The organism is Aromatoleum diolicum, from assembly GCF_012910955.1.
In the GTDB taxonomy this organism is placed as follows: Bacteria; Pseudomonadota; Gammaproteobacteria; order Burkholderiales; family Rhodocyclaceae; genus Aromatoleum; species Aromatoleum diolicum.
Genome location: NZ_WTVQ01000017.1, coordinates 26,856 through 51,939, shown reverse-complemented (window position 1 = coordinate 51,939; position 25,084 = coordinate 26,856). Strand labels below are relative to the sequence as shown.

The window sequence follows — 25,084 nt, the reverse complement described above, 5'->3', positions numbered from 1 at the left end:
ACGGGTCAGCGTGCTGCGTTGGGCTTCACCAGCGTCACCGGAATCGGCGAGCGCTCGAGCACCGCGTGCGCCACCGACCCCAGCAGCGCGTCCAGGAGCGCACCACGGCCGTGCGTGCCCATCACGATCTTGTCGAAGTGCCGCTCGGTCGCGTAGCGGATGATCGTGTCCGCGACGTGGCCGACCGCGATGTGGTGGGTGTAGGGCACGCCGGCCTCGTCAAGCGTGCGCCGGGCGGCGGCGAGCGCCGCGAGCCCTTCCTCGCGGTGGAAGCCCTCCACGTCCTCGTGGCTGACGAACATGCGCGCGTGGCCCGAGTCGATCGGGATCTGCACGTTGAGCAGATGGATATCGAGTTCGCCATTGGTCGCGCGCAGCTTGAGCAGGTGGTCGAGCGCACGGTTGGCGTTGTCCGAACCATCCACCGGTACGAGTACTTTCAGCATCGCTGTCTCCTTTCCAATCCTTCACTTGCCGTGCGATGGGGTGTCGTTGGCGTTTTCGACGGCCAGTTCGACCAGTGGCGGCAAGGGTTCGCCGCGTTGGCGTTTCGCCAGCCAGGCACCGATGGCGACAACGGCGAGCGCGCCGACCACCGAGGTCACGTAATGCAGCCAGCCCGGCATGCCTTCCATATAGGGTCGCAGCACCACGTCGCCGACCAGCATGCCGCCGGCGATCCAGCCCAGCAGCGCGGCCCCCAGCGTGATGACGACCGGGAAGCGGTCCATCAGCTTGAGCACGAACTTGCTGCCCCACACGATGATCGGAATGCTGATCACGATGCCGAACACCACCAGCGAGAGATCGCCCTTCGCTGCGCCGGCCACTGCGATGACGTTGTCGAGGCTCATCACCGCGTCGGCGATGACGATCGTCTTGATCGCGCCGAGCAGGTGCGTGCTGCCTTCGACATTGCCGTGGCCGTCCTCGTCCTCGGGCTGCATCAGCTTGACGCCGATCCACAGCAGCAGCAGCGCGCCGACGAGCTTCAGGAAGGGCAGTTCGAGCAGCTGCAGCGCAAAGAAGATCAGCACGACGCGCAAGCCGATCGCACCGAGCACGCCCCACGCGATGCCCTTGTTGCGCTGGTGCTCGGGCAGCTTGCGGCAGGCCAGCGCGATCACCACCGCGTTGTCGCCGCCGAGCAGGATGTCGATGGCGATGATCTGCAATACCGACACCCAGAAGGCGCCGTCCATCATGAATTCAAACACGGGTCAGTCTCCTTTCATACAGGGGATTCGTGGCCGATGGCGCTCGCCCGCATGCGGCGGATCAGGCGCCACACCTGCGGTACGATCACCACCAGCGCGGTGATCGCGAGTACCGTCGCGGAGATCGGCTGGGTCACGAAGATCGTCAGGTCGCCCTGGCTGATCGCCAGCGCGCGGCGGAACTGCTGTTCCGACAGCGGCCCGAGGATCATGCCGACGAGCACCGGTGCGACCGGGATGTCATACCGACGCATGACGAAGCCCATCACGCCGATACCATACAACAAGGCCAGGTCGAACCACGAATTGCGCAGACCGTAAGCGCCCATCGTCGCGAAGATCAGGATGCCGGCGTAGAGCAGCGGGCGCGGGATCGTCAGCAATTTTACCCACAGGCCGACGAGCGGCAGGTTCAGCGCGAGCAGAATGACGTTCCCGATATACATGCTTGCAATCAGGCCCCAGATCAGCTCTGGCTGCGTGTCGAAGAGCAGCGGGCCGGGCTGCAGGCCGTATTGCTGGAAGGCGGCGAGGATGATCGCGGCGGTCGCGGTGGTCGGCAGGCCCAGCGTCAGCAGCGGCATCAGCGTGCCGCTGGCGGACGCGTTGTTCGCCGCTTCCGGCCCGGCGACGCCCTCGATCGCGCCCTTGCCGAATTCCTCGGGATGCTTGCTGAGTTTCTTCTCGGTCGCGTAGGACAGGAAGGTCGGGATCTCGGCGCCGCCGGCGGGGATGCAGCCGAACGGGAAGCCCAGCGCGGTGCCGCGCAGCCAAGGTTTCCACGAGCGTTTCCAGTCCTCCTTGCTCATCCAGATCGAGCCCTTCATCTGCTCAATCGTGTCGGTCGTGCGGTTCAGGTAGGTCGCGACGTACAGCGTCTCGCCGACCGCGAACAGGCCCACCGCGACGACGACGACGTCGAGCCCGTCGAGCAGTTCCGGGATGCCCAGCGTGAAGCGCGCCTGGCCGGTCTGGCTGTCCAGGCCGATGAGGCCGATCGTCAGGCCGAGGAACAGGCTCGCGAGACCGCGTGCGGGCGAGGCGCCGAGCACCGCCGACACCGTCACGAAGGCCAGCACCATCACCGCGAAGTACTCGGTGGGGCCGAACTTCAGCGCGACGTCGACCGCCATCGGCGACACGAAGGTCAGGAGCAGCGTCGCGATCGTGCCGGCGACGAAGGAACCGATCGCCGAGGTCGCCAGCGCCGGACCGGCACGGCCGCGCTTGGCCATCATGTTGCCTTCCATCGCGGTGACGATGGTCGCCGATTCGCCCGGCGTGTTCAGCAGGATCGAGGTCGTCGAGCCGCCGAACATCGCGCCGTAGTAGATGCCGGCGAACATGATCAGCGCGCCGGTGGGGTCGAAGCTCGCGGTGGCCGGCAGCAGCAAGGCCACCGTCAGCGCCGGGCCGACGCCCGGCAGCACGCCGACCGCGGTGCCGAGCGTGACGCCGACGAAGCCGAGCAGCAGGTTCTGCAGGCTCAGCGCCACCGCGAAGCCCGACATCAGTGCGTTCAGGGTGTCCATCTCATGCGCCTCCGAACGGACCCGCGGGCAGAGTCAGCCCCAGGCCTTGCGTGAACAGGAAGAACACGACGGCGCTCAGCACCGCCGCGATGATCAGGTTGCGTACCGGTTTGGTGCTGCCGAAGCCGCGCGCGATCAAGACGAACAGCAGCGTCGAGGCGAGGATGAAGCCGGCCCAGCCGATCAGTACCATGTGCAGCAGCACGCCGGCGCTGATGATGACGAAGGCCATGCGGTCCGGCGCGGCGTGCGTGCCATCGTCGAGCGGCACGTTGCGCCAGCCGCCGGTCAGCGCCTGCCAGCCGAGCCAGGCACCGCACAGCGTCAGGCCGGTGCCGATCAGATAGGGAAACAGGCGCGGTCCGACCTGCGAGTAGCCTTGGGTCTCGGAGATGCCCTGGGTCTCGAGCACCACGAAGCTGCCGAGTGCCAGCAATGCGAGCGAGATCAGCAGCTCGCCGGGATGGATGCGCGCGTGCGTGCTCATTTCTTCACCAGCCCGAGGTCATTCACCAGCTTGAGCACGGTCTTCTGCTCGGCCTCGACGTAGTTCCTGAACTCGTCGCCGGTCATCAGCATGTCGACCCACTCGTTCTTTTCCAGTGTCGCCTTCCATTGATCGCTCTTCGCCATCTGCGTCACCACCTTCACGAGTTCCTGGCGCTGCGCCTCCGTGATGCCCGGGGCCGCCATCAGACCGCGCCAGTTCACGAATTCGACGTCGATGCCCTGTTCCTTCAGCGTCGCAACGTCGATGTCCTTGACGCGCGCGGGGGCCGTGACCGCCAGCGCGCGCAGCTTGCCCACCTTGATCTGGCCGGCAAATTCGTTATAGCCGCCCAGACCGACGGTGACATGCCCGCCGAGCACCTGCGCCAGCACCTCACCGCCGCTGCCGAAGGCCACGTAGTTGAACTTGCCCGCTTCGCCGCCGATCGCCTGCACGATCATGCCGGCGGTGAGCTGGTCGACGCCGCCGGCGAAGCCGCCCGCCCATGACACCGCGCCGGGGTTGGCCTTATAGGCGGCGACGAGGTCGGCCATGGTCTTCAGCGGCGAACTCGCCGGCACCACCAGCACCTCGTATTCGCCGGTCAGGCGCGCGATCGGCGTGGCGTTCGATAAAGTCACCGGCGACTTGTTGATGAACACCGCCGACACCATGCCCTTGCCGCTCGCCATCAGCGCGTGGCCGTCACCCTTGCTGTTGTTGATCAGTTGCGCCAGGCCGATGGTGCCGCCGGCACCGGCCGCGTTGGTAACCTGTACGCGATCGGCCAGTTTGCTGGCCTGCAGCGCCGCCTGCACCGCGCGGCCGAGCTGGTCGTAGCCGCCGCCGGGCGCGGCGGGCACGAGGATCTTGTAGTCGGCGGCAAGCGCCACGGTGGTGGCGGCCGCGAGCGTGACGCCGACGAGGGTGGTCCTCAGCGCGCGGCCGATGCCGGCGCCATTGATGTTGGGAAGCATGCGGAGCGTCTCCAGACGGTGTGCTTCGGCCTGTGCCGCGCTGGCGGCCGGGCTCGGGAGCTGAGGCGTGCGCCGCGCGCGGGGGTTCCCGCCCGCGGCGCCGACGGACTTATTTCTTGGCCATGCCGAGGTCGTTGACCAGCTTGGTCAGGCGCTCGATGTCCGCATCGAGAAACTTCTTGAACTCGGGGCCGCTGAGGTACATGTCGGTCCAGTCGTTACGCTTCAGGGTTTCCTTCCACGACGCCGACGCGACTGCCTTGTCGAGCGCCGCGACGAGTTCCTTGTGTTGCGCGTCGCTGATGCCCGGCGCGGCGAAGATCGCACGCCAGTTCACCAGTTCGACATTGACGCCTTGCTCCTTCAACGTCGGCACGGTTTCACCCGGAATGCGCTCGGTGCCCGACACCGCCAGCGCGCGCAGCTTGCCCGACTTGATCTGCGACTGGAACTCGCCGAAGCCGCTGATGCCGGCCGCGACGTGGCCGCCCATGATCGCCGCCTGCGCCTCGCCGCCGCCGGCGTAGGCGATGTAGTTCACTTTCGACGGATCGACGCCGACTGCCTGCGCGATCATGCCGGCGAGTATGTGGTCCGAACCGCCGGCCGAGCCGCCGCCCCACGACACCGAGCCGGGATTGGCCTTGAACTGGTCGAGCAGCTCTTTCAGCGTTTGCACCTTGGAACTCGCGGGCACCACGACCACCAGCGATTCGCCGGTCAGGCGCGCAAGCGGCGTCACCTGGGTCAGATTCACCGGCGACTTGTTGGTCGCGATCGCGCCGACCATCACCATGCCACCGACCATCGTCGCGCTGCCGTCGCCTTTCGCGCCATTGACGAACTGCGCCAGCCCGATCGTGCCGCCCGCCCCGCCCTTGTTGTCGACGGTGACTTTCTTGACGATGCCCTCGGCGTTCATCGCCGCCTGCAGCGCCCGCCCGGTCTGGTCCCAGCCGCCGCCCGGGTTCGCCGGCACGAGAATCTTGATGCTGTCGAGCGCGAGCGCCGGTGCGCTGGCAAGGAAACCGAAACCGAGTGCGCCGGTGACGAGAGTGGTCCTGACGATGTTCCTGAACATGAATATCTCCTCCTTGGTATGTGATCCCCGTCGTGCGGTCTCTCTTGCATCCGGTCTCGACGGGCTTGGCTCCTTGCAGGGCCAAAGCGGTCCGTCCCTGCATGGAGACGGACGATACGGAGGAGGGCTTTCGATTGGCTTTCAGTGCCTGTCAGGTTTCCGTGGCCCGCGTGAGGACGGGCGCCGGGAGCGCAGTTCGTTAAAGCAGCCGGGAGTCGCGGCGCCCTCCCGCGAACGCATCGAGCCGCAGCGTCCGCGACCGGCATGCCACCGTCCGCAGGTCAGAACACCAGAACTCCGAGCAGCACGCCGAACACCAGGACGATCAGGAAGAGCGTCAGCGCGATGAAGAACAGCACCTTGGAGATTGCCGCAGCACCCGAGGCGACATTGGTGAAGCCCAGGATCCCGGCGACCAGCGAGATCAGGAAGAAAAAGATGGCCCATTTCAGCATGTGCATGCCTCCGGTGCGTGGGACCGGCGGCTGCGATCGCCGCGCGGCCAACTGCCGATCATGGCAGTGGACAAGTCGGCGTGGAAGCCGTTCAGCGGCTTAGGCCAACACGCCGGCACCAGCCGGGCGGGCGCGCCCGGCCGAGTGTCGAAGCAGGCCGTTGCTGCGGCGCGTGCCGCAGACTTGCATCACTGACGCATTTACTTGTCTCGCCAGCCATGCCGTCGCGGCGTTCGCGCGTGGGCCGGTACGCGGCATCAAGCTTGTGCGACGCCGCTGCCCGCCTCGCGGCGCGCGTCGCTCGTCTTGAGCGCGGCCTTGGCATCTTCCTTGGCGCGGGAATGGACCGCCTTGGCGTCCTTGACGCAGACGTCCTTCTCGGCGCCCTTCATGTCGTCGCAGCGCTCCTTCGCGACATCGTATTGCGCATCGGCCCTGGCCATCGTAACTTCGTACTGCGACTTGGGCGTGCTCTTTTCCTTCGCCGCAAGTTCCGCCTTCGCGATCTTCTCCTGGCCCTTGGCCTCGGCCACGCAGATGTCCTTCGCGTTGGCCGTCATGGCGTCGCACGCCTTCTTGGCCGTCTTGTAGTCCAACTCGATCCGTTCCTTCTCGGCCTTGACTTCGTCCTTTGTCATGGCGTCGGTCGCGATGGCACTCGAGCACGCGAACACGATCGCTGCGGCGACAGTGGTGATCTTCAGGTTCATCATGACGTCATCTCCTGATCCTTAGTGGGTCCGGTCGATCTGGTCGGCCTGCTGGTCGAGCCATTCGTCGATCCGACGTTCGGCTTCGTCTCGCGCGATGCCGTAACGCTCCTGCAGCTTGCCGCTGAGTTGCGTGCGCTGCCCCGCCATCCGATCGAGTTCGTCGTCGGTCAGCTTCCCCCATTCTTCCTTGACTTTCCCCTTGAACTGCTTCCAGTTCCCTTCGATACGATCCCAGTTCATTTCGCTCTCCTTTCAGTCAGGTTGGATGCGGCGCGAAGTGCCGACCCGCACTTGACGTGCAAACCCTGTGCCACCGGTGCACGTCCCGAAAGATCAGGTATTTGCGTGACTCCACGGTTCATCAGGGCAAGGAATTACACATTGCGATGTAAATATTTCAAGGTGGCACGGATGGAGGCCAGGTTCGGCGCCCGGCGACGGCGCGGGGCACACGGCTTGCTCGCGGGGCAGGGTGTATGCTCGCTCGTACGGTCTTGCCCTGACCGTGAGGGCGGGCGCTGCGGACCGTCCCGCCCAGCCTCAGTTGCGCCATGCGCGCAGTGCCCCGAGCTGGATCGGTGCGTGGTGGATTGCGAAACGGACTTCCGCGCGCCCGACAAACCGAGTTCATGTGATGGCAGACAGCCTCCCCAGCGAAGTCAGCAACCTGCAACTGGATCACTTCCTGAGAGATCTCCGGCGCGGGTTGAAGGCGCATCTGGAACATCTCATGAGCGTGATGTTCAGCTTGCGCTTTCCCGATTCGCGCGACGCTTCCGATGCGGGTTTCGATTCCACGCTGGCATGTCGTTTTGAAGAGGCCGTGGCGGGCGGATATGGTCCCGAGATCGAGGCCAGCGGAGCGTACCGCAGCCTGCTCGCGCGCCACCGCGCCGTGCATGCGCTCGCCGAGGATTGCCTTGCCCGATCTCGCGCGGACACGCTGAAACCCGCGAAGCTCGCCCGTCTACTGCGCGCCGTCGAAGCATTCCAGGACTTCGCCGATCGCCTGCATTCGAATACCGCCGCCACGCTTATCGAAGTGGACGAGGTCACCGGCGTATTTACGCGCCATGTCATGGAGCGCGAATTGAAGGAAGAACTCGCCCGCGCGCGCCGCGGAAAAATTCCGTTCACCGTGGCCATGGCCGACATCGATCACTTCAAGGCGGTCAATGACACGCACGGGCACCCCTTCGGCGACCATGTGCTGGCCGAACTGGCCGCTCGGCTCACGGACGGTCTGCGCCCCTATGACCAGGTCTTTCGCTATGGCGGAGAGGAGTTCCTGGTGCTGCTGCCGGAGACTTCCGGGGAGGAGGCGCGGAGCGTGCTGGATCGCCTGCGGGAACGTATCGGTGCGGCCGAAATTCGTGACGGCAACGTCGTGGCGACGGTGACCTTGTCGATCGGAGTGTCCGAATTTGCGTCCGGACGCAGCATCAAGCGTTTGATTGCGGATGCCGACGCGGCGCTCTACCGGGCCAAGCAAGGGGGCCGAAACCGCGTCGAGCTTGCGGAGCGCACCCCCAAACGGCGGTCAGCAAACCCTGCCGCCGCAGGCCGGCGATGAGGAAGGGACTGATCCCCGGCCGCTGAACCACGCCGCGGCAGTTTTCGACAGCGACCTGACAGGCCTTGACTTCCGGATCCCTGGCCCGGCGCGGAGTGGCTTCCATCGTCCTTGGTACGCTTCGGGTTCATCAGGACCGCTTCATCGTCGGAGAAGTCCGACAACCAATGACACCAGTGCGATCACCAGGAAGATGTAGAACAAGATCTTGCCGATCTCCGCGGCACCGGCGGCGATGCCGCCAAAGCCCAGTAGCGCCGCGACCAGCGCAATCACCAGAAACACTGCAGCGTAGTGCAACATGGCACACCTCCATTGACTGATGTGGTGCCAATGGCCACTGCAATCGTCGTGCCCAGGAATCTCCGCACACCATCACCGCTGATTCCGCCGGCCGAGAGGGCTGGTACGCAGCTGGCGGTCGGGTATGGCAGAACGAACGAAAAAAACGCTCACCCCGATGCGCTGCCCGGGGTGAGCGAAGTGAGCCTCAAACTGCGCCGTGGGCGCAGTTTGAGCCGGTCATAGCTCCGGTGGCGACCAGTAAGTCGGCTGACCGTAGTAGCGATGCACTTCGGTGGCCCAGGCGGGGTCGGCCATCGTCGGCCAGTGGTCCTTGTCGAAGCCCGGGGCGTTTTTCAGCTGCTCCTTGTCGACGTCGAGGACGAAACGCTTGTTGTCGGCGTCCAGGGTCAGCGCGCTCCACGGGATCGCGAAATACTTGTCGCCAATACCGAGGAAGCCGCCCGAAGCCAATACCGCATAGGCGACCCGGCCGGCCGCGACGTCGATCATGATTTCCTTGATCATGCCGAGGTCTTCGCCCTGATGGTTCACCACGTCATCGCCTTCGAGGGTGTCCGCGGCCATGATTTCCGGACCGGGGCCGGAACCGGGCTCGTGCTGGGTGCCGATGATGCGCGTTTCGCCCCGGGCGGTGCTACCAGAATGTACGCTTGCCATTGCTGTATCTCCTGCGGGTTGATGGATGGGCGTGGCGCCGGTGCTGAACAGCAGCCACTGCCCTTCAAGTCGTCCGCTACTGCCTGGACGATCCTGCCGTCGCCGGCAAAGGGCGATGGACGACCAGGCGCCGAGCGCCGTCCTGGATACTGCATGCAGCCGGTTTTCGGCGTGCTGGGCGCTCCAGTGCTGGGGCAATCGTCGTGCCCGGCGCAGGGGGAACACGTTGCGCCGCTGCTGCCGGGCGGGCCCTTCGGCCGCGGATCCCGCTTGCGGCTGGGCGCCCATCGGTGCAGGGAAGAAATTACACACCGGACGTCAAAGTTGCCTGCCGGCGTCGCGCCGGTCGTCATCTGCGCGTCGACGAACCGCGCAGAGCCGGCGACATCGGCCCCCGGCCACACTCCGGATTCCTTTCGTCACCCGCTCAATCCTGCTTCTTGCTGATCGCCAGCGCCAGCTCTTCCTTGTTCATGGTGGAGCGTCGCGGAATGTCCAGGGCCCGTGCACGGGCGTAGAGTTCCTGGCGGGTGTGACCTTCGACATCGACGCCGCCAAAGGTCTCGCCGCGACCGCGGCGCTTGTCCGCGCTTGTTTGCTGCGAGCGGGAATCGGAAGGTCCGGGGTGCTTTTTCGACTCCCAATGATCTCCGACCTTCTCGAAGCTGTGCTTGAGTGCGGCATAGGCCGTCCTGGCCACCCGTTCGCCGCTTCCGTACTGTTCCTCGGCGTTCTTCAACACCTCCGCATAGGTTCGCTGCGCCTTGGCGGGGGAACGCTGAAGTGTCCGCGGTAGATTGACTCCGTGCTTGGGCATGATTTCCTCCTTGTCGTTGCGCGGTGCAAGTCAGTGCGATTCGGTCGGTGCATTTCGACCGCGCCGACGCTTGCGCGCCGTGCACCGGGTTGCAAGGCGTGTTCCCCGCGGCGGCGATGTCTGGCGAACATCGCGGCGCGATCAGGCGAAATCGGGTTGTTCGGCGCTGGCAACCCGCACTTGTAGGCGCCGCGCCGCAACGCGCCGCAGTTCGACGCTCGGCACATGCATCAGGCCACGGTACTTGGTGACGGTGCGCCGCGCCAGGCGCAGGCCCTGTTCGGCCAGCAGGCGCGTGAGCTGCGCGTCGGACAGCGGATCCTTCGGGTCTTCGGCAGCGATCAGCGCCTTCAGTACGGCGCGGATGGCCGTGCCGGAGCAGGCCCCGCCGTCGTCCATCACGAGCTGGCGCGAAAAGAAATACTTGAATTCGAACAGGCCGCGCGGGGTGGCCATGTACTTGTCGTTGGTGACGCGGCAAACGGTCGATTCATGCAGGCCCAGTTCGTCGGCGATGTCCTTCAGGACCAGTGGCCGCATGGCTGCCTCGCCGTATTCGAAGAAGGCGCTCTGGCGCGCCACGATGGCATCGGCGACGCGCTGGATGGTGGTGAAGCGCTGTTCGACGTGACGCAGCAGCCAGCGGGCCTCCTGCAACTGGCGGCCGAACGACGATTCGCCGCCGTGGCGGCAGGCGGCGATCTCGGCATAAGTGCGGTTGATGCGCACGCGCGGCTGCGCTGCCGGGTTCAGGGCCGCCACCCAGCGGCCACGCACATGGCTGACGAGAACGTCGGGGACGACATAGCGTGTGTCGTCCGGCCCCAGCAGCAGGCCCGGCTTGGGGTCGAGGCAGCGGATCAGGGCGCGCGCAGTGTGCAGGGCCGCCTCGTTGCAGCCCGTGAGCTGTTGCAGATGGGTGAATTCACGCCGCGCCAGCAGTTCGAAATGCTCGCCGACGAGTTGCAGCGCGACCGCCCGGCCGGGGTGGTCCTGCGGCACCGCTGCAAGTTGCAGCAACAGGCATTCCTGCAGCGAGCGGGCGGCGATCCCCGGCGGGTCGAGCTGCTGCACGAGCTTGAGCAGCGCCGCCAGTTCCTCCGGCTCGACCTGGTCTTCGGGCGCCACCTGCGCCGCCAGCTCCTCGAGGGACGTTTCGAGATAACCCGTATCGCCGATCTCGTCGATCAGCAGGTAGGCCAGCGCGCGGTCACGGTCGCTCATCGGCGAGAGCATCAACTGCTGGCGAAGGTTCTCGTGCAGGCTCACCGGCGCGGGAGACCATTCGGTCCAGTCGTCGTCCTTGTCACTTGCCATGCCGCTACGCGCGCCGTCCGTGCCGATGGCCTGCCATCCGCCGTCGGCGGTAGCGTCCGCTTCGACGTCCGCGCGGGCAGCGGCAGCCGCGTCCTCGTGCGGCGGTGCCTCGGCGGGGGGAGCCGGTGGCGTGCCGTGTCGGGGCGAGTCGTCGTCCTCTTCAAGGAAGGGGTTGGTGGCGAGCGCCTGCTCGACCTCCTGCGCGAATTCCGGCGACGACAGCTGCAGCAGGCGCAGGGCCTGCTGAAGTTGTGGCGTGATCGCAAGGTGGTGGCGCAGCCGAAGCTCCAATCCGAGACTCATGACGTCCTCCTGGGCGTGCCGTTTGCAGGCCGGTCTATCCACTTCCCTTGACGGCGCAAGATCCATTCCCAGTGATGCAAGCCCTGCAATGCGGCCACGTGGTGACAGACGGGGTGAGACGCGCGGGAAAGTCTTACAAGCCGCGAGTAAGAATTGCCGGCCCGCCGAACCGCCCGACCGCCGGGCGCCGGGAACATCAATTGCTGAGAAATAGAGGACGCCGCCTGCGCCGCGGACGAAGGCTTGGATGCGGGTTGGCAAATCAGGTACGACGAGCCAATCCGCTGTCGGGCCAGTGGCCCGGCTTACTCGGAGGACCCGGTAGCAAGTGGACGATTTGAACTTTCAAGACTCGAGAGGCCGTTCCAACCATGTTCGCAAGCGATGCAGTTCTTCACGCACTGGAGCGCGCCGCCGCCGCGGTACCCGGCGGAGTGGGGATCTTTGATGCCGAGGGCGGACACCTCATCCCTCTCGGATCGAATGGCTTTACCTCCATGCTCGGGTATCCCAAGGAGTATCTCGCTGCGATGGATGCTGCGGCGCTGCGGTCGCTGGTCCATCAAGATGACCGCACGCGGTTGGAGGCGCTGATTCAAAGGGTGAGCGCGCTGCGCAACGGCGACTCGGCCGGCGCGACCTTGCAGCTGCGCCATGCCGATGGAGGCTGGCGTGCGGTGCGCCTGCAGGTGGCCGTGTTCACACGTGACGCGGCGGACCGTCCGGCCGCAATTCTGGGAACCGTGATCACGGCCGACGCGGCGGGCGAGACGGACGCGCCTTCCGTGCTCGCGGGCGTGCTCGAGCAGGCACCCGAGAGCCTCATCGAGCGTCGGCACCTCGAACAGGCCCTGCGGGAGCAGGCCGAGCGCTTCGCCCTGATCGTGCGCAGCGCCCGGTTGGGCTGGTGGACGTATGAGTTTGGCACCGGTGTGCTGAGCTGGAGCGACGAATCACGCCACTTGTTCGCCTGGCCGGCGGAGTCGCAGCCGACTTACAAAGGGTTCCTCGCCACGGTTCATGCGCTCGATCGTCCGCGGGTCACGCTCCTGTTCGAGCGGGCGGTGGAGGTGGGCGGCAGGTTCGAAGTGGAGTTTCGCATCCTGTTGCCGGGTGGCGAGGAACGCTGGGTACGGGCCTCGGCCGAGTGCCACTGCGACGACTTCGAAAATCCCTTGAGCCTCTTCGGTGTGATGATCGACATCACGCCGTCCAAACGCGCCGAAGCAGCGTTGCGCGAAAGCGAGGAGCGCTTTCGCCAACTGGCCGAGACCATCAGCGAAATCTTCTGGGTGCTCGATCCGGTCCGCCACAAGTGGCTTTACGTCAGCCCGGCGTACCGCCGGCTGTTCGGTCTGCGTGAAGACCAGTCCGGCGATCAGCCGGATCCGGAAAAATGGTTGCGGGCGGTGCATCCGGATGACCGGGAGCGCGTCGGGCAGGTCCTGGCGGGCAAGGTTGCCAGCGGTCGCTTCGACCATGAGTACCGCGTGCGTACCCCGCGCGGAACGCGGCGGATGCGCGACCGCGGGGTCGTCAGCCGCGATTCCAGCGGCCGCGTGATGCGTGTTCTCGGCGTGACGGAGGACGTCACCGATCAGGCGCGACGCTAGTGCCCGCCCTGACGGAAGGATCGGGGGGAACCCTCGCCCCGTGGAGGGGGTTGTATGTAAAAGTTACAATGAATAGGTAGGAATGCTCACCATCGCAGCTACGATGGTGAGCACGACGGGAGGGGACATGCCGCAGGTACTGCTGGTTGACGACGATCCCGAGGCGATCGAATGGATGAGGGAATTCGTTCGCGCCGAGGGCTTCACCGTGGCGAGCGCCGATTCCCTGCGCGCGGCCCGCACCGTGTTGAGCCGTTCCCAGCCGGATGTGGTGTTGACGGATCTGATGTTGCCCGATGGCCAGGGTATCGAACTGGTGGAGTCGCTCGAATCGGGCGGATCGACCGAGTTTGTGGTCGTCACCGGTCACGCCAGCATGGAGAGCGCCATCGAGGCGCTGCGCGCGGGTGCCACCGATTACCTGGTCAAGCCGATTGACGTCGAGCGCCTGCGCGGCATTCTCCAGCGGGTGCCGAAACCGGAACACTTCCGCGAGGAAATCGGCGAACTGCGCAAGGAGTTGCGCCAGCTCGGCCACTTCGGGCAGTTTCTCGGCGCCTCACCGGTCATGCACCGTCTGTATGACCAACTGACGCGCGTGGCGCCCACCTCGGCGACCGTGCTGCTGATCGGCGAAAGCGGAACCGGCAAGGAAGTCGCGGCCCAGACCATCCACGATCTCTCGCGACGCAAACGCCAACCCTTCCTGCCACTCAACTGCGGGGCGGTCTCGCCGCAGCTCATCGAAAGCGAGCTGTTCGGCCATGAGAAGGGCAGCTTCACCGGGGCCGACCGGCAGCACCGCGGATTTTTCGAGCGTGCGCACGGCGGCACCCTGTTCCTCGACGAAGTCACCGAGACCCCGCCCGAACTGCAGGTGAAGCTGCTGCGCGTGCTGGAGACCGGCACCTTCATGCGCGTCGGCACCAACGAACCCATCGCCGCCGATGTGCGTCTCATCGCCGCCACCAACCGCCCGATCGAGCAGGCAGTGGCCGACGGACGCCTGCGCGAGGATCTCTATCACCGGCTCAACGTGTTCCCGATCCAGTTGCCGCCGCTGCGCGAGCGCGGCACCGATCTCGAACTGCTGGCGCAGCACTTCCTCGCCCGGCTCAATGCCGAGGAACACACCGACAAGCATTTCTCGCCGGCCGCCATCGCCGCCCTCTACGCCCATTCCTGGCCGGGCAACGTGCGTGAGCTGAAGAACTACGTGCAGCGCGTCTTCATTCTCGCCGACGACGTCATCGACGTCGCGCTGGCACCCGAAACCTTCGTCCAGCCGATGCCGACTTCGCTGCTGACGGTGCGCATCGGCAGCACCCTTGAAGACGTCAACCGGCGACTGATCGAAGCCACGCTGCTCGACTGTGGCAACGTCAAGCGCAAAGCCGCTGAAATCCTGGGCATCAGCCTGAAGACGCTATACAACCGCCTTGCCGTCTACCACGGCGGTAATGCCGATGCCGCCGACGAAGCGGAAGCGGAGGAGGCATTCGGCGACGACGCAGCGGATCCGATCGGGTGGACCGAAGAAGGCCCTGCAGCCCCTCCGCCGTGAGCGCCGGGGGGCGAAGGGAGACGGGTGTGGCAGCGATGTCGCGCCGGCGCGAATGGATGAGCGAATGGACCAGCAATCGGCGGCTCTGAATCGGGCGCAAGAGGGCTGGCGCGAAAGTGCCTTGCTGCTACAGATCTTTGCGGCCGGCACCCCGGAACTGATTTTCGCCAAGGATCGCGATGGCCGCATCCTGATGGCCAATCCGGCCGTGTTGCACGCGCTGGAACTGAGCCTTGAACAGGTCCTCGGGCGCAACGACATCGTGCTGTTCGGCGAGGCCGACGACGCCGGCCGGATCCGCGAGAGCGACCAGCGCGTGCTCGAGAGGGGCGAACCGATCACCCTCGAACAGTCCCACCGGACCGCTTCCGGCGTGCAAACCTTCCTGGTCACGAAGTCGCCGCTGCGCGACGAGCAAGGCAAGATCCTCGGCGTCGTGGGGGTTGCCACCGACATCACCGCGCACAAGCGTGCGCAGGGGGAACTCGAACAGTTGCTCGTCACCGAGCACCGCCGGCGCGGGCAGGCCGAGCAGGCGAACCGTGCGAAGGACGAGTTCCTCGCGATTGTCTCCCACGAACTGCGCTCGCCTCTCAATGCCTTGAAGGGCTGGAGCCATCTCCTTTCCGGCACGCCGCATCCGGACCCGATCCTGGTGACGCGGTCGGCGCAGGCGATCCGTCGCAACGTCGAGCACCAGACGCGCCTCATCGACGACCTGCTCGACATTTCGCGGATCATCTGCGGCAAGCTGGTTCTGGAGCGACAACCGGTGAATCTGGTGGAGCTCGTCCATTCCGCCATCGACGTCTCGCGTGCCAGCGCCCTCGCAAAGAACATCGACCTGCGGTTTTCCTCCGATCATCCGGTCGTCACCGCCGACGGCGATCCGGGCCGTCTGCAGCAGGTGGTCATCAACCTGCTGTCGAACGGGATCAAGTTCACGCCCGAGGGCGGTGTCGTCGAAATCGATCTGCGTCGCTTCGGCGAGCTGATCGAACTGTCGGTATCGGATACCGGTGTCGGCATCGATGCGGATTTCCTGCCCCTGGTCTTCGACCGCTTCAGCCAGGCCGATTCGTCCACGACGCGCCGCTACCGGGGCCTGGGGATCGGTCTCGCGCTGGTGCGCCATCTGGTGGAACTGCATGGCGGGACAGTGCGGGTCGCGAGTCCGGGCGCGGATGCCGGGACCACCTTCACTGTCGAACTGCCCGCGACCGGTGGCGCGACGTCTTGCGTCGTGCCGGCGATCGCGACTAGCGGGTCACCGGAGTCCGGCGCAACGCTGCGTGGCGTTCTGGTGCTGGTGGTCGATGATGACCCCGATGTGCGTGATGTGACGGAACTTGTCGTCACCGGCGCGGGGGGGCGGGTGCACACCTTCGCCGCGGGGAGCGACCTGCTGGCAATGCTTCGCGACACCCATACCTTCCTCGTGCCGACGGTCATGCTGCTCGACATCGCGATGCCAGGAGAAGATGGTTTCAGCGTGTTGGCGAAGGTCCGTGCCATCGACGCGCTGCCCTTCATTCCGGCGATCGCAGTCACCGCGATCACCCACCTGGATCGTAGCGAGTTCACTGCAGCCGGATTTCAGGAGTGTCTCGCCAAGCCGGTCGAACCGAGCCGGCTGATCGATGCCATCGCTGTGCTCGCCGGGCCGCGCGACAGCGAGCCGCCGGAGCGCACTTCCACCACAGAATGAGTGGGGCGCCAGACTGGTTCGAGCACTGCATCGACTACGCCGACGGTGGTCGAAGACGCCCCTTGCGCGACTCCACGTTGCGCCCCGCGGTCTGACACCGTAGCTGATTTTTCACTGCCCTGAAGGTTGGGGGGCATCGCCATGCGTCTGCAAGGCACGCCGATTGCAGGTAACCCGCGCACGATGGATGAACTGTACCAGTCTGCAATTTGGCGGTATCGAGCGTTGCATGACGCCGCAGTGTTCGTCGTGGGACCAGGGGGACCAGCGGGTCGGCTGGATCCGGAAGCAGGACGGATCGCGCGCAACGCGGCCAGGAGCCCGTCCGTGAAGACTGGCATCCGGACCAAACAAGTTTCATGAGCGGAAATGGCGCGCGCGACTGCCGGCGCGGTGCTGTCAGCCGAGCAGTCGCCGCCGCGTCAAGCCCAGCGCGATCCAGAAGCCGGCTGCGCCATAGGCGACGAGCACTCCCAGGTGCAGCACGATGTCGTCCGGCGCCTTGCCCAGCAGCAGCGGGCGCGCGAGTTCGACGGCGTGCGTCAGCGGCAGCAGCGATGCGACGAACTGCACCGCGGCGGGCAGTTGTTCGGCGGGAAAGAACACACCCGACACCAGCGTCATCGGCGTGATGAACAGCGTGAAGTAGTACATGAAGAAGTCGTAACTCGGGGCGAGTGCGGTCATCACCAGACCGAGCGCGCCGAAGCTCACGCCGATGATGAAAATCAGCGGCAGCAGCCACAGCACGTAGCGGGTGTCGACGAGGCTGAAGGCGGCGATGACGAGCAGGATCGCCACGCCCGACAGCAGCGCCTTCGACGCCGCCCACACCAGTTCGGCGAACACGATGTCGTCGAGATCGACGGGGGCGTTCATGATCGCGTCCCAGGTCTTCTGCACGTGCATGCGCGAGAATGCCGAGTACAGCACCTCGAAGGAGGCGCTGTTCATCGTCGACGAGCACACCATGCCGGCAGCGAGGAAGCTGATGTAGGACACGCCGCCGATCTCCGGCACCAGCATGCCGATGCCGAAGCCCAGACCGAACAGGTAGATCATCGGGTCGGCGAGGTTGCCCAGCACCGAGGGCAGCGCGAGCTTGCGCCACACGAGGAAATTGCGCCGCCACACCGGGATGAAGCGGCGCGAAACCTGCGGCGGGCGAAAGCGCGAGCGGACGAGGGTGGTCTGCATGCTCAGTCTCTCAGCTCACGCCCGGTGAGCTTGAGGAACACGTCCTCGAGGTTTGCCGGCCGCCGCAGGTAACGCAGCCCGGGCTGCTGGGCAAGGTGGGCGAGCAGCGGCGCGGCGTCCTCGAGGTAGCAGAAGGCGGTCTCGCCGCTGACTTCGAAGCGCCGCGAAAACGCCCCCGCATGCGTTTCGGCCCACGCCTGCGCGCCGCTGATCGTGCCCTCTGCGCGTTCGCCGCTGCCGTTCCAGTCGCCATACACCTCGACCACCTGCGGTTCGATCTGCGCGGCGATGACTTCGCGCGGGCTGCCTTCGGTGAGCATGCGCCCGGCGTCAAGGATCGCCAGCCGGTCGGCGAGCCGTTCCGCTTCGTCCATGAAGTGGGTCGTCAGCAGCACCGTTGTGCCGGCGCGGATCAGCTGCTTCAGGCGTTCCCAGATCAGGTGCCGGGCCTGCGGGTCGAGGCCGGTGGTCGGCTCGTCGAGGATCAGCAGTTCGGGGCGATTGACCAGTGCGCGCGCCAGCGTCAGGCGCCGCTTCATGCCGCCCGACAGCGACTGGATGCGTGCGTCGCGCTTGCTCTCGAGGCCGGCGAAGGCCAGCAGCTCGGGAATGCGCGCGTTGATGGTGGCGTCGTCGAGGCCGAAGTAGCGGCCATATACCAGCAGGTTCTCGGCGCAGGTGAAATCCGGGTCGAGGTTGTCCTGCTGCGGCACGACGCCCACGCGCGCCCGCGCCTCGCGCGCGCGTTCGGGCACCGGCAGTCCGGCCAGGCGGATCTCGCCGGCCGATGGTGCGGTCAGCCCCAGTGCGCAGCGCAGCGTCGTGGTCTTGCCGGCACCGTTGGGGCCGAGCAGGGTGAAGCACTCGCCCGCTCGCAGGGTCAGGTCGATGCCGGCGACCACTTCGGTGTCGCCGTAACGTTTGCGCAGACCGCGGATTTCCAGCGGCAGCGCGAGCGCCGAACGCGCCGCAGGGGCGACGCTCAGGCGCCCGACGGCGGCGGGTGGATGCACGGAGCCGACACGGGCGCCGGTCACGGCATCAGCCTACCGGCGGCCTGGTGCTGGTGAAGCTCGGGCGCGCGAACATGCGATCGGCAAGCGCCGCCAGTGCCGGGTGTGTGTCGCGCCACTCGTGGTGGGCAAAGCGCAGATCGAGGTAGCCGAGCGCGACGGCGACGGCGATGTCGCCCAGGCTCAGGCTGTCGCCGTGCAGCCAGGTACGCCCGCTGGCGCGCCGTTCCAGCTCGTCGAGGCCGCGATCGATTTTTTCCATCTGCCTATCCATTTCCAGCTCGCTGCGCTGGCCGTCGGGCCGGCGCGACTCGAGCAGCGCCGTCACCGCGGCGTCGGTCACGCCGTCAGCCAGTGCCTCGAGCTGGCGCACGCGCACCGCGTCGAGCGGATCGTTCGGCACCAGGCGCGGCGTGGCATCGAGCGTTTCGAGGTAGCCGGCGATCACCGGCGAATCGAAGAACACCTCGTCGTTCTCGGTAACCAGTGCGGGTACCTTGCCCAGCGGGTTGATGCTCGGAATGCGCGTGTTGCCTTCCCACGGCGAATCCACCACCAGTTCGAACGGCAAGCGCTTTTCCGCGAGGATGATGCGGATCTTGCGCGCGTACGGGCTGGTGAGCGAGGCGAAAAGCTTCATGGCGATCTCCTGCGAGGGGGCGGCCGCTCAGAGCGGCGCCCAGTTACGGGCGATGATGTCGCGGATCAGGTGCAGCTTGCCGTGGAAGAAATGGTCGGCGCCGGGGACGACGACCACCGGCAGTTCCTGCAGTCGCGCCCAGTCGAGCACGTTGGCGAGGGCAACGGTTTCGTCCTGCTCGCCGTGGATCACCAGCGTGTCCTTGGGCACCGGGCTGGTCGTATAACTGCGCGCGCCACTGACTTCACCGGTGGCAGTGCCGACCAGCACCATGCGCTGCACCGGCGTCACGCCGCCGGCCAGGCGCTCGGCCACGCGCGTCTGCACGAAGGCGCCGAACGAGAAGCCGCCCAGTGCCAGCGGCAGACTGCCCCAGCGCGATTGTGCCCACGCGAGCACCGACAGCATGTCCTCGGTCTCGGCGGTGCCGTGGTCATGCACGCCGTCGCTCTTGCCGACGCCGCGGAAATTGGGCCGGATCACCGCGTAGCCGAGGTCGCGCAGGCTGCGCGCCAGCGTGTGGGCGATCTTGTTGGTGTTGGCGCCGCCGAACAACGGGTGCGGATGGCACACGAGCGCGATGCCGCGTGCCGTCTCCGGGGCGTCGATGAGGGCATCGATGGCGCCGTCCGGGCCGCGCAGCAGGACGCTCTGGGTGGGCAGCGGACGGGTCATGGATTATCGGGCAGGCGCAGGCGGGAGACGATGCGGCCATGGACGAGATGCTCGTCGATGATCTCGTCGATGTCTTCCTGGTCGATGTAGGTGTACCAGACGTTGTCGGGGTACACCACCAGCACCGGCCCTTCGTCGCAGCGGTCGAGGCAGCCCGCCTTGTTGATGCGCACCTTGCCGCGGCCCTTCAGCCCGAGCGCGCCGATGCGATCCTTCGCATAGGCCTGCATCACCGTGGCCTTGTGGTCGTTGCAGCAGGTATCACCGGGTTCGCGCTGGTTGCAGCAGAAAAACACGTGGTGCTTGAAGTAACTCATCAGGGACTCCGCAGAGGTGACCGGACCGGCCCGTGGCCGCCCGCATGCGCCCGATTATAGCCGTGGCGCCGCCGCCGGGCGCCCTCAGCGCTTCGCCAGATGCTCGCCACGCAGGAGACCGACGGCCGACAGGTAAGCGAGCGCGAGAAACGGCCACAGGTTGGCGCTGAGCTGGGTCAGACCGTGAAAATTGAGGAAGTTGCCTTGTTGCAGCATCTGCTGACCGACCTGGAAATACGGATTCTCCGGCAGCAGGTTGGTCAAAGTCGTCGCCGCCAGCAACGCGACCCCCGCCAGCGCGTGCTGGAACACGCGCGGCAGCAATAGCGCACCGGCGAGCAGCGGGAGGCCGATCAGCAGGCCCTGCTGCGTGCCCGGGGTGAGCCAGAGCAGCGGCGCTCCGGGCAGGAAAAAGGAGGCGGTGGCGAGCGTCTTCGCGCCCAGCCCCAGCAGCAATAGCAGCGCAATCGCCAAGGGACTGGCGGCGTGCATCATGCAGCGCGTAAACAGCCCGACCCCGACCACCGTGATCGCCACCAACGTCGTTTCGAGCAGGATGAAACGCTCCGGCTCGAATTGCAGCGGGGTCGGCAGGCCGAGCAACTGGCGCAGGTCGCCGCTGCCGAACAGCACACGGTCGGGCGTCAACTGGGCGAGTAGCCACAATCCCAGCAGGATCAGCCCGAGATCGCCGAGGTGGCCGGCAATGATGCGCGCCGAGCGCCAGCGGTGCAGCCAGCCGCGCTCGTCGAACAACGGGTGGCCCCAGCGCGCGCCGAGTAGCGCACCAAGCAATGCGCCGAGCACGTTGCAGCCGAGATCGACGTTGGACGATACGCGCGTCGGCAGGAAGTTCTGCGTGATTTCCATGCCGAAACTCAGCAGGCCGGCGATCAGGGTGGTGGCGATCACCGCCCCGCTGAGCCCGAGGCGCTGCGGCAGTGCGGGCGCGAGCACGAAGCCGAAGGGCAGGAAGCCGAGCACGTTGAGGATGAGGTCGGCGCTGCGGTAGTACTTCGGCCACGGTGCGGAGAGGAAGTCGAGCAGCGGCAGCCCGGTGGGCTTCCAGCCGGTCAGCGGGTGCAGACAGGCGTAGACGATCAACAGTCCGTAGGCGACGGCGAGGTAGCGCGGCAATGGGGAAACGGCACGCGCGGCGGGCATCGGCGGGTCCGGGCACAAGAATCGAGAAGCCTCGATTCTAGCCCGGATGCCTCACGTGGCGCCCGGACGTGTCGTCGGGCGCGCGGGAATGGCTTAGCGGATGCCGAGCGTGTGCTGCTGCGGACGGCTGCGCGTCAGCGGGTTGAGGCGGCGCAGGACGTTGGCCGGGGCGTATTCCGTTTGCAAGGCGTCCCAGTCGACGGCGTCGAGCGTGTTCTTGACCAGCAGGCCGAGGTCGGTCGCGCCTTCCATCAGCAGGCGCCGGCCGAAGAACAACGTGTCGGCGTCTTCCTCGCGCAACGCGAGTGCCATGTAGTCGCGCACGTTGGCGGTCAGCGTCAGGTCGGGCTCGCCGCCGCCGGACAGGGCGACGAAGCCGCGCGGGCCGAGGGTGAAATCCAGCGTCAGGCCGGCGTCGCGCACACGCATGCGCAGGTGGCGTCCCGTCAGCGGTTCGAGATCTTCACGCGACAGGATGCGGCCCAGCGCGAGGTTCAACGCGGTGGTCAGCGCGAGGGTCGGCGGGCGCTGCGGCAGGCGCGCGGCGATGCGTGCGAGCGCTGCGGGCAGCGTGAAGGCCGGGATGCGGAATGAGCTCATGGGGGTCGGACTCCGGAAATTTGGTTCAGGTTGTCACGTATTGCTCGACGCCGGGGCGGCCGTGCCAGAAACCGTTGCACGGGGCTTCGACCATCCAGTCGGCACTGCGGCGGAAGGCGTCCTGCGGCGATATGCTGCCGCCGAGCGCGTCGCGGAACAGTTCGAGCACGCGCACGGTGTTCTCGCCCTGCGGACTGACGCGCAGGACCTGCGCCGCCTGGCGGGTCGAGGGCAGGTCGGCGAGCAGGTTATGCACCCGCGCGGACTGCGTCTGCACGCCGTTGAGCGTCAGGAAGGCTTCCCCTTCGCGGGTGCGCAGTGCCAGGCCGTCCTGCATGTCGAGACAGCGGAACTCGCAGGTGTCCTTCTGCAGGTTGAAGTGGCGCGCGGTGAAGCAGCGCGCCGAATGGGCCAGCGGCAGGCGACCCCAGGCCATGATTTCGGTCTCGATCGCGGGCGCGCCGGAGGCGAGCAGTTCGGCGAGCACCGCGCCGGACATTTCCGGCGGCGCCATCCAGCGCGTCGCGCCGGATTCGGCCATCAGCGACAGGGTCGGCGGGTTGAAGATGTTGAGTGTCGGACCGGCGACCCAGTCGCGCCGTCCGGCCACCGTCAGCAGGCGCACCGCCGACATGTCGTTGGCTTCGACGCGGAAATCGGACTGGGCGACGATGCGGCGCAGCGCCTTGAGGTCGGATTCCGATTCGATCAGCGACTGCGACGACAGGATGGCTTCCTTGCCGGCGGCCTTGAGCATCGCGGCGACGTCGAGCCAGTCGTCGTGACGCAGTTCGTGGCGCCGCGAGCACACGGTTTCGCCGAGATAGACGATGTCGGCGGGGCTCGCAGCGATCTGCGCGTAGAAGTCGAGCGTAGCCTGGCGCGACCAGTAGTAGAGCAGGGGACCCAGAGCGATTTTCATGCTGTTCATTTCCACGGCCGGTAGTACGCGCCCAGCGTATGGCTGCGGCCTTCGGAGATCTTGTCGAGTTCGGCGATCCACGCCGGCTGCACGGTGAAACTGTCGGCGTCGCGCATCACGCGGTCGAGCGCCTCGCGCCACACGCGCGTGACCTGGCCGGTGTAGGCGGGGCTGCGCTGGCGGCCTTCGATCTTGATCGCGCGCACGCCGGCGCGGGCGAGTTCGGGCAGCAGCTCCAGGGTGTTGAGGCTGGTCGGTTCCTCGATGGCGTAATAGGTCTCGCCATTGACGTCGAAGCGGCCCTTGCACAGCGTCGGGTAGCCGGCGCGCTCGCCGTCGTCGAAGCGGTCGATGAGGATGCCGTTGAGGCGTGTTTCCATGCCCTGCGGCGTCTGTTCCCAGCGCACGTGCTTGCCCGGCGAGCAGGCGCCGTTGCAGTTCGGCGATTCGCCGGTGGCGTAGGCTGACAGCGCACAGCGCCCCTCGACCATCACGCACAGGCCGCCGAAACCGAAGACTTCGATCTCGACCTGGGTGTTGGCGATGACGTGCTCGACCTGCGGCAGCGACAGCACGCGCGGCAGCACCGCGCGCTGGATGTCGAAGCGTTCGGCGTAGAAATTGATCGCCTCGTAGCTGGTCGCCGAGCCCTGCACCGACAGGTGCAGACGCAGTTGCGGGTGGGTCTTCTGCGCGTAGGCCATGAGGCCGGGGTCGGCGACGATGATCGCGTCGATGCCCAGGTCGGCGGCACGGTCGACGGCCGCGGTCCAGCCGGACCAGTTACTGGCCTGCGGGTAGGTGTTGAGCGCCAGCAATACCTTGCGCTTGCGGTCGTGGGCGTAGCGCACGCCTTCGTTCATCGCCTTGGCGTCGAAGTTCAGGCCGGTGAAGTTGCGCGCGTTGGTCGCGTCCTTGAAGCCGAGATAGACACAATCGGCACCATGGTCGACGGCCGTCTTCAGCGCCGGCAGGCTTCCTGCCGGGCAGACGAGTTCGATCTTTGTATTGGAGGTCATGGCGGGGGGCTGGGGAAAAAAGCTCCGCAACCATAGTGCGACTCGGGCGCGACCGCGTTGACCGGGGTCAAGGGCGGGTCCGGTCGGGCGCACAAAAGTGCCCGGCCGGACGCCCGCCGGGATTACCGGGCCGCGTTCGGGAAGAACAGCTGCTCGCCGTCGATCTTGTAATCGGCGATCGCCTTCTGGCCCGCCGGCGAGACGATCCAGTCGATGAACTGCTGGCCCAGCTCGCGCTTGACGTGCGGGTGCCTGGCCGGGTTCACGAGGATCACGCCGTACTGGTTGAACAAGCGCTTGTCGCCTTCGACGGCGATTGTCAGATCCTGGCGATTCTTGAACGACAGCCAGGTGCCGCGGTCGGCGAGGATGTAGGCGCCGAGCGAGGCCGCCATGTTCAGCGCCGGGCCCATGCCCGAGCCCGAGTCGCGGTACCACGGCCCTTTCGCCTGCTCGAGATCGATGCCGGTGGCCTTCCACAGACGCAGTTCGGCGGCGTGGGTGCCGCTCTTGTCGCCGCGCGACACGAACGGCGCTTTCGCTGTCTCGACTTTCTTCAGCGCCTCGACGATGTCGCGGCCACCGGCGACTTTCGCCGGGTCGGTTTTCGGGCCGATGAGGATGAAGTCGTTGTACATCACTTCCTTGCGTTCGACGCCGAAGCCCTCGGCGACAAATTTCTCCTCGGCCGCCCGGTCATGCACGAACACCACGTCGGCATCGCCGCGGCGCGCGGTGTCGAGCGCCTGGCCAGTCCCCAGCGCGACGACGCGCACCTTGATGCCGGACTGCTGCTCGAAGGCCGGCAGGATGTGGCCGAACAGCCCGGACTGCTCCGTCGAGGTGGTCGACGAGACGATGATGAACTTGTCCTCGGCCTGGGCGCCGGCGAGGCCGAGCAGGCAGGCGAAGGTGAGCAGCAGGGGGCGAAGCAGACGTGCCATGAAGGATCTCCGTGTGATGGGGGAAACGGACCTGCCGTGGGCGAATCCGTGCGCATGCCGTGGCTGTTTGTATCAAAGCCGTGCATGAGCCGCCAGTTCGATGCGGGATGAAATGCCGCTGCTTCGGAAATTGTTTGCATAAGTTCGATCGCGATGTCGCGACGATTCCATTTGTCATCGCGATCGTGTTTGCATGAAGCAGTTCGTGGGAGAGGCTTTAGCCGCGAACGGTCTTACGGCGGCCGATTCGCGGTTGAAGTCGCTCCTGCA

The 25,084-nt window shown here is 66.4% G+C and carries 27 protein-coding genes; 4 read left to right on the top strand and 23 right to left on the bottom strand.

Going from position 1 to position 25,084, the window contains the following annotated elements:
- Positions 1–5: 5 nt before the first annotated feature.
- The 9 genes from GPA25_RS11670 to GPA25_RS11630 all read right to left on the bottom strand — a co-directional run bounded on the left by GPA25_RS11670 (position 6) and on the right by GPA25_RS11630 (position 6,705).
- Positions 6–446 carry a universal stress protein gene (locus GPA25_RS11670; RefSeq protein ID WP_169260562.1) on the bottom strand — a complete coding sequence of 147 codons (441 nt, stop codon included), beginning with the start codon at positions 444–446 and terminating at the stop codon, positions 6–8.
- A gap of 21 nt (positions 447–467) precedes the next feature.
- A complete protein-coding gene (locus tag GPA25_RS11665) occupies positions 468–1,217 on the bottom strand; it encodes a YjbE family putative metal transport protein (RefSeq protein WP_169260561.1) in 750 nt (249 codons plus the stop codon).
- Between the two features lie 14 nt (positions 1,218–1,231).
- Positions 1,232–2,749 carry a tripartite tricarboxylate transporter permease gene (locus tag GPA25_RS11660; RefSeq protein WP_169260560.1) on the bottom strand — a complete coding sequence of 506 codons (1,518 nt, stop codon included), beginning with the start codon at positions 2,747–2,749 and terminating at the stop codon, positions 1,232–1,234.
- 1 nt (position 2,750) lies between these two features.
- Positions 2,751–3,236: a tripartite tricarboxylate transporter TctB family protein gene (locus GPA25_RS11655; RefSeq protein ID WP_169260559.1), complete on the bottom strand. Its 486-nt coding sequence runs from the start codon at positions 3,234–3,236 to the stop codon at positions 2,751–2,753.
- Positions 3,233–4,216, bottom strand: coding sequence for a Bug family tripartite tricarboxylate transporter substrate binding protein (locus GPA25_RS11650; protein ID WP_169260558.1), 984 nt, complete (start codon positions 4,214–4,216; stop codon positions 3,233–3,235). Before GPA25_RS11650 ends, GPA25_RS11655 begins: the two co-directional genes overlap by 4 nt.
- A gap of 109 nt (positions 4,217–4,325) precedes the next feature.
- Positions 4,326–5,297 carry a Bug family tripartite tricarboxylate transporter substrate binding protein gene (locus GPA25_RS11645; RefSeq protein ID WP_169260557.1) on the bottom strand — a complete coding sequence of 324 codons (972 nt, stop codon included), beginning with the start codon at positions 5,295–5,297 and terminating at the stop codon, positions 4,326–4,328.
- Positions 5,298–5,578: 281 nt separating this feature from the next.
- Complete coding sequence (locus GPA25_RS11640; protein ID WP_169260556.1) at positions 5,579–5,752, bottom strand: DUF1328 domain-containing protein; 174 nt, start codon at positions 5,750–5,752, stop codon at positions 5,579–5,581.
- Between the two features lie 257 nt (positions 5,753–6,009).
- A complete protein-coding gene (locus GPA25_RS11635; protein ID WP_211163074.1) occupies positions 6,010–6,465 on the bottom strand; it encodes a hypothetical protein in 456 nt (151 codons plus the stop codon).
- Positions 6,466–6,483: 18 nt separating this feature from the next.
- Positions 6,484–6,705, bottom strand: coding sequence for a CsbD family protein (locus GPA25_RS11630; protein ID WP_169260555.1), 222 nt, complete (start codon positions 6,703–6,705; stop codon positions 6,484–6,486).
- A gap of 394 nt (positions 6,706–7,099) precedes the next feature.
- On the opposite strand from GPA25_RS11630, the gene GPA25_RS11625 reads away from it, so the two are divergent.
- The gene (locus GPA25_RS11625; protein WP_169260554.1) at positions 7,100–8,038 is read left to right on the top strand and encodes a GGDEF domain-containing protein; all 939 of its coding nucleotides are present in this window, start codon (positions 7,100–7,102) and stop codon (positions 8,036–8,038) included.
- Between the two features lie 141 nt (positions 8,039–8,179).
- Here the strand turns inward: GPA25_RS11625 and GPA25_RS11620 are convergent, their stop codons facing one another.
- From GPA25_RS11620 to GPA25_RS11605, 4 genes are all read right to left on the bottom strand, one after another.
- Positions 8,180–8,341 carry a DUF1328 domain-containing protein gene (locus GPA25_RS11620; RefSeq protein ID WP_169260553.1) on the bottom strand — a complete coding sequence of 54 codons (162 nt, stop codon included), beginning with the start codon at positions 8,339–8,341 and terminating at the stop codon, positions 8,180–8,182.
- A 219-nt stretch (positions 8,342–8,560) separates the two neighbouring features.
- Positions 8,561–9,001, bottom strand: a complete 441-nt coding sequence (locus GPA25_RS11615; protein WP_169260552.1) for a PRC-barrel domain-containing protein — start codon at positions 8,999–9,001, stop codon at positions 8,561–8,563.
- 427 nt (positions 9,002–9,428) lie between these two features.
- Positions 9,429–9,818 carry a ChaB family protein gene (locus GPA25_RS11610; RefSeq protein WP_169260551.1) on the bottom strand — a complete coding sequence of 130 codons (390 nt, stop codon included), beginning with the start codon at positions 9,816–9,818 and terminating at the stop codon, positions 9,429–9,431.
- A gap of 141 nt (positions 9,819–9,959) precedes the next feature.
- A complete protein-coding gene (locus GPA25_RS11605) occupies positions 9,960–11,438 on the bottom strand; it encodes an RNA polymerase factor sigma-54 (RefSeq protein ID WP_169260550.1) in 1,479 nt (492 codons plus the stop codon).
- A 434-nt stretch (positions 11,439–11,872) separates the two neighbouring features.
- Between GPA25_RS11605 and GPA25_RS11600 the strand changes: the two genes are divergently transcribed.
- From GPA25_RS11600 to GPA25_RS11590, 3 genes are all read left to right on the top strand, one after another.
- A complete protein-coding gene (locus GPA25_RS11600; protein WP_169260549.1) occupies positions 11,873–13,051 on the top strand; it encodes a PAS domain-containing protein in 1,179 nt (392 codons plus the stop codon).
- A 127-nt stretch (positions 13,052–13,178) separates the two neighbouring features.
- Positions 13,179–14,615, top strand: a complete 1,437-nt coding sequence (locus tag GPA25_RS11595; protein ID WP_169260548.1) for a sigma-54-dependent transcriptional regulator — start codon at positions 13,179–13,181, stop codon at positions 14,613–14,615.
- 64 nt (positions 14,616–14,679) lie between these two features.
- The gene (locus GPA25_RS11590) at positions 14,680–16,323 is read left to right on the top strand and encodes an ATP-binding response regulator (RefSeq protein WP_169260547.1); all 1,644 of its coding nucleotides are present in this window, start codon (positions 14,680–14,682) and stop codon (positions 16,321–16,323) included.
- Between the two features lie 399 nt (positions 16,324–16,722).
- On the opposite strand, the gene GPA25_RS11585 is transcribed toward GPA25_RS11590, so the two are convergent.
- The 10 genes from GPA25_RS11585 to GPA25_RS11540 form a co-directional block, all read right to left on the bottom strand.
- Positions 16,723–17,520: an ABC transporter permease gene (locus tag GPA25_RS11585; RefSeq protein ID WP_169260546.1), complete on the bottom strand. Its 798-nt coding sequence runs from the start codon at positions 17,518–17,520 to the stop codon at positions 16,723–16,725.
- Positions 17,521–17,522: 2 nt separating this feature from the next.
- Complete coding sequence (locus tag GPA25_RS11580) at positions 17,523–18,506, bottom strand: ATP-binding cassette domain-containing protein (protein ID WP_211163079.1); 984 nt, start codon at positions 18,504–18,506, stop codon at positions 17,523–17,525.
- A 55-nt stretch (positions 18,507–18,561) separates the two neighbouring features.
- Entirely contained in the window at positions 18,562–19,173 is a 612-nt protein-coding gene (locus GPA25_RS11575; protein WP_169260545.1) for a glutathione S-transferase, read from the bottom strand.
- 27 nt (positions 19,174–19,200) lie between these two features.
- On the bottom strand, positions 19,201–19,848 hold the full coding sequence (locus GPA25_RS11570; RefSeq protein WP_169260544.1) for an alpha/beta hydrolase: 648 nt from the start codon (positions 19,846–19,848) through the stop codon (positions 19,201–19,203).
- Positions 19,845–20,165: a (2Fe-2S) ferredoxin domain-containing protein gene (locus GPA25_RS11565; RefSeq protein ID WP_169260543.1), complete on the bottom strand. Its 321-nt coding sequence runs from the start codon at positions 20,163–20,165 to the stop codon at positions 19,845–19,847. Before GPA25_RS11565 ends, GPA25_RS11570 begins: the two co-directional genes overlap by 4 nt.
- Positions 20,166–20,249: 84 nt before the next feature.
- A complete protein-coding gene (locus GPA25_RS11560; RefSeq protein ID WP_169260542.1) occupies positions 20,250–21,329 on the bottom strand; it encodes a VanZ family protein in 1,080 nt (359 codons plus the stop codon).
- A gap of 93 nt (positions 21,330–21,422) precedes the next feature.
- Complete coding sequence (gene ubiT, locus GPA25_RS11555) at positions 21,423–21,929, bottom strand: ubiquinone anaerobic biosynthesis accessory factor UbiT (RefSeq protein ID WP_169260541.1); 507 nt, start codon at positions 21,927–21,929, stop codon at positions 21,423–21,425.
- 25 nt (positions 21,930–21,954) lie between these two features.
- Positions 21,955–22,851: a U32 family peptidase gene (locus tag GPA25_RS11550; RefSeq protein WP_169260540.1), complete on the bottom strand. Its 897-nt coding sequence runs from the start codon at positions 22,849–22,851 to the stop codon at positions 21,955–21,957.
- A gap of 5 nt (positions 22,852–22,856) precedes the next feature.
- A complete protein-coding gene (gene ubiU, locus GPA25_RS11545; protein ID WP_169260539.1) occupies positions 22,857–23,870 on the bottom strand; it encodes a ubiquinone anaerobic biosynthesis protein UbiU in 1,014 nt (337 codons plus the stop codon).
- A 122-nt stretch (positions 23,871–23,992) separates the two neighbouring features.
- Positions 23,993–24,814, bottom strand: coding sequence for an ABC transporter substrate-binding protein (locus tag GPA25_RS11540; protein WP_169260538.1), 822 nt, complete (start codon positions 24,812–24,814; stop codon positions 23,993–23,995).
- Positions 24,815–25,084: the final 270 nt, after the last annotated feature.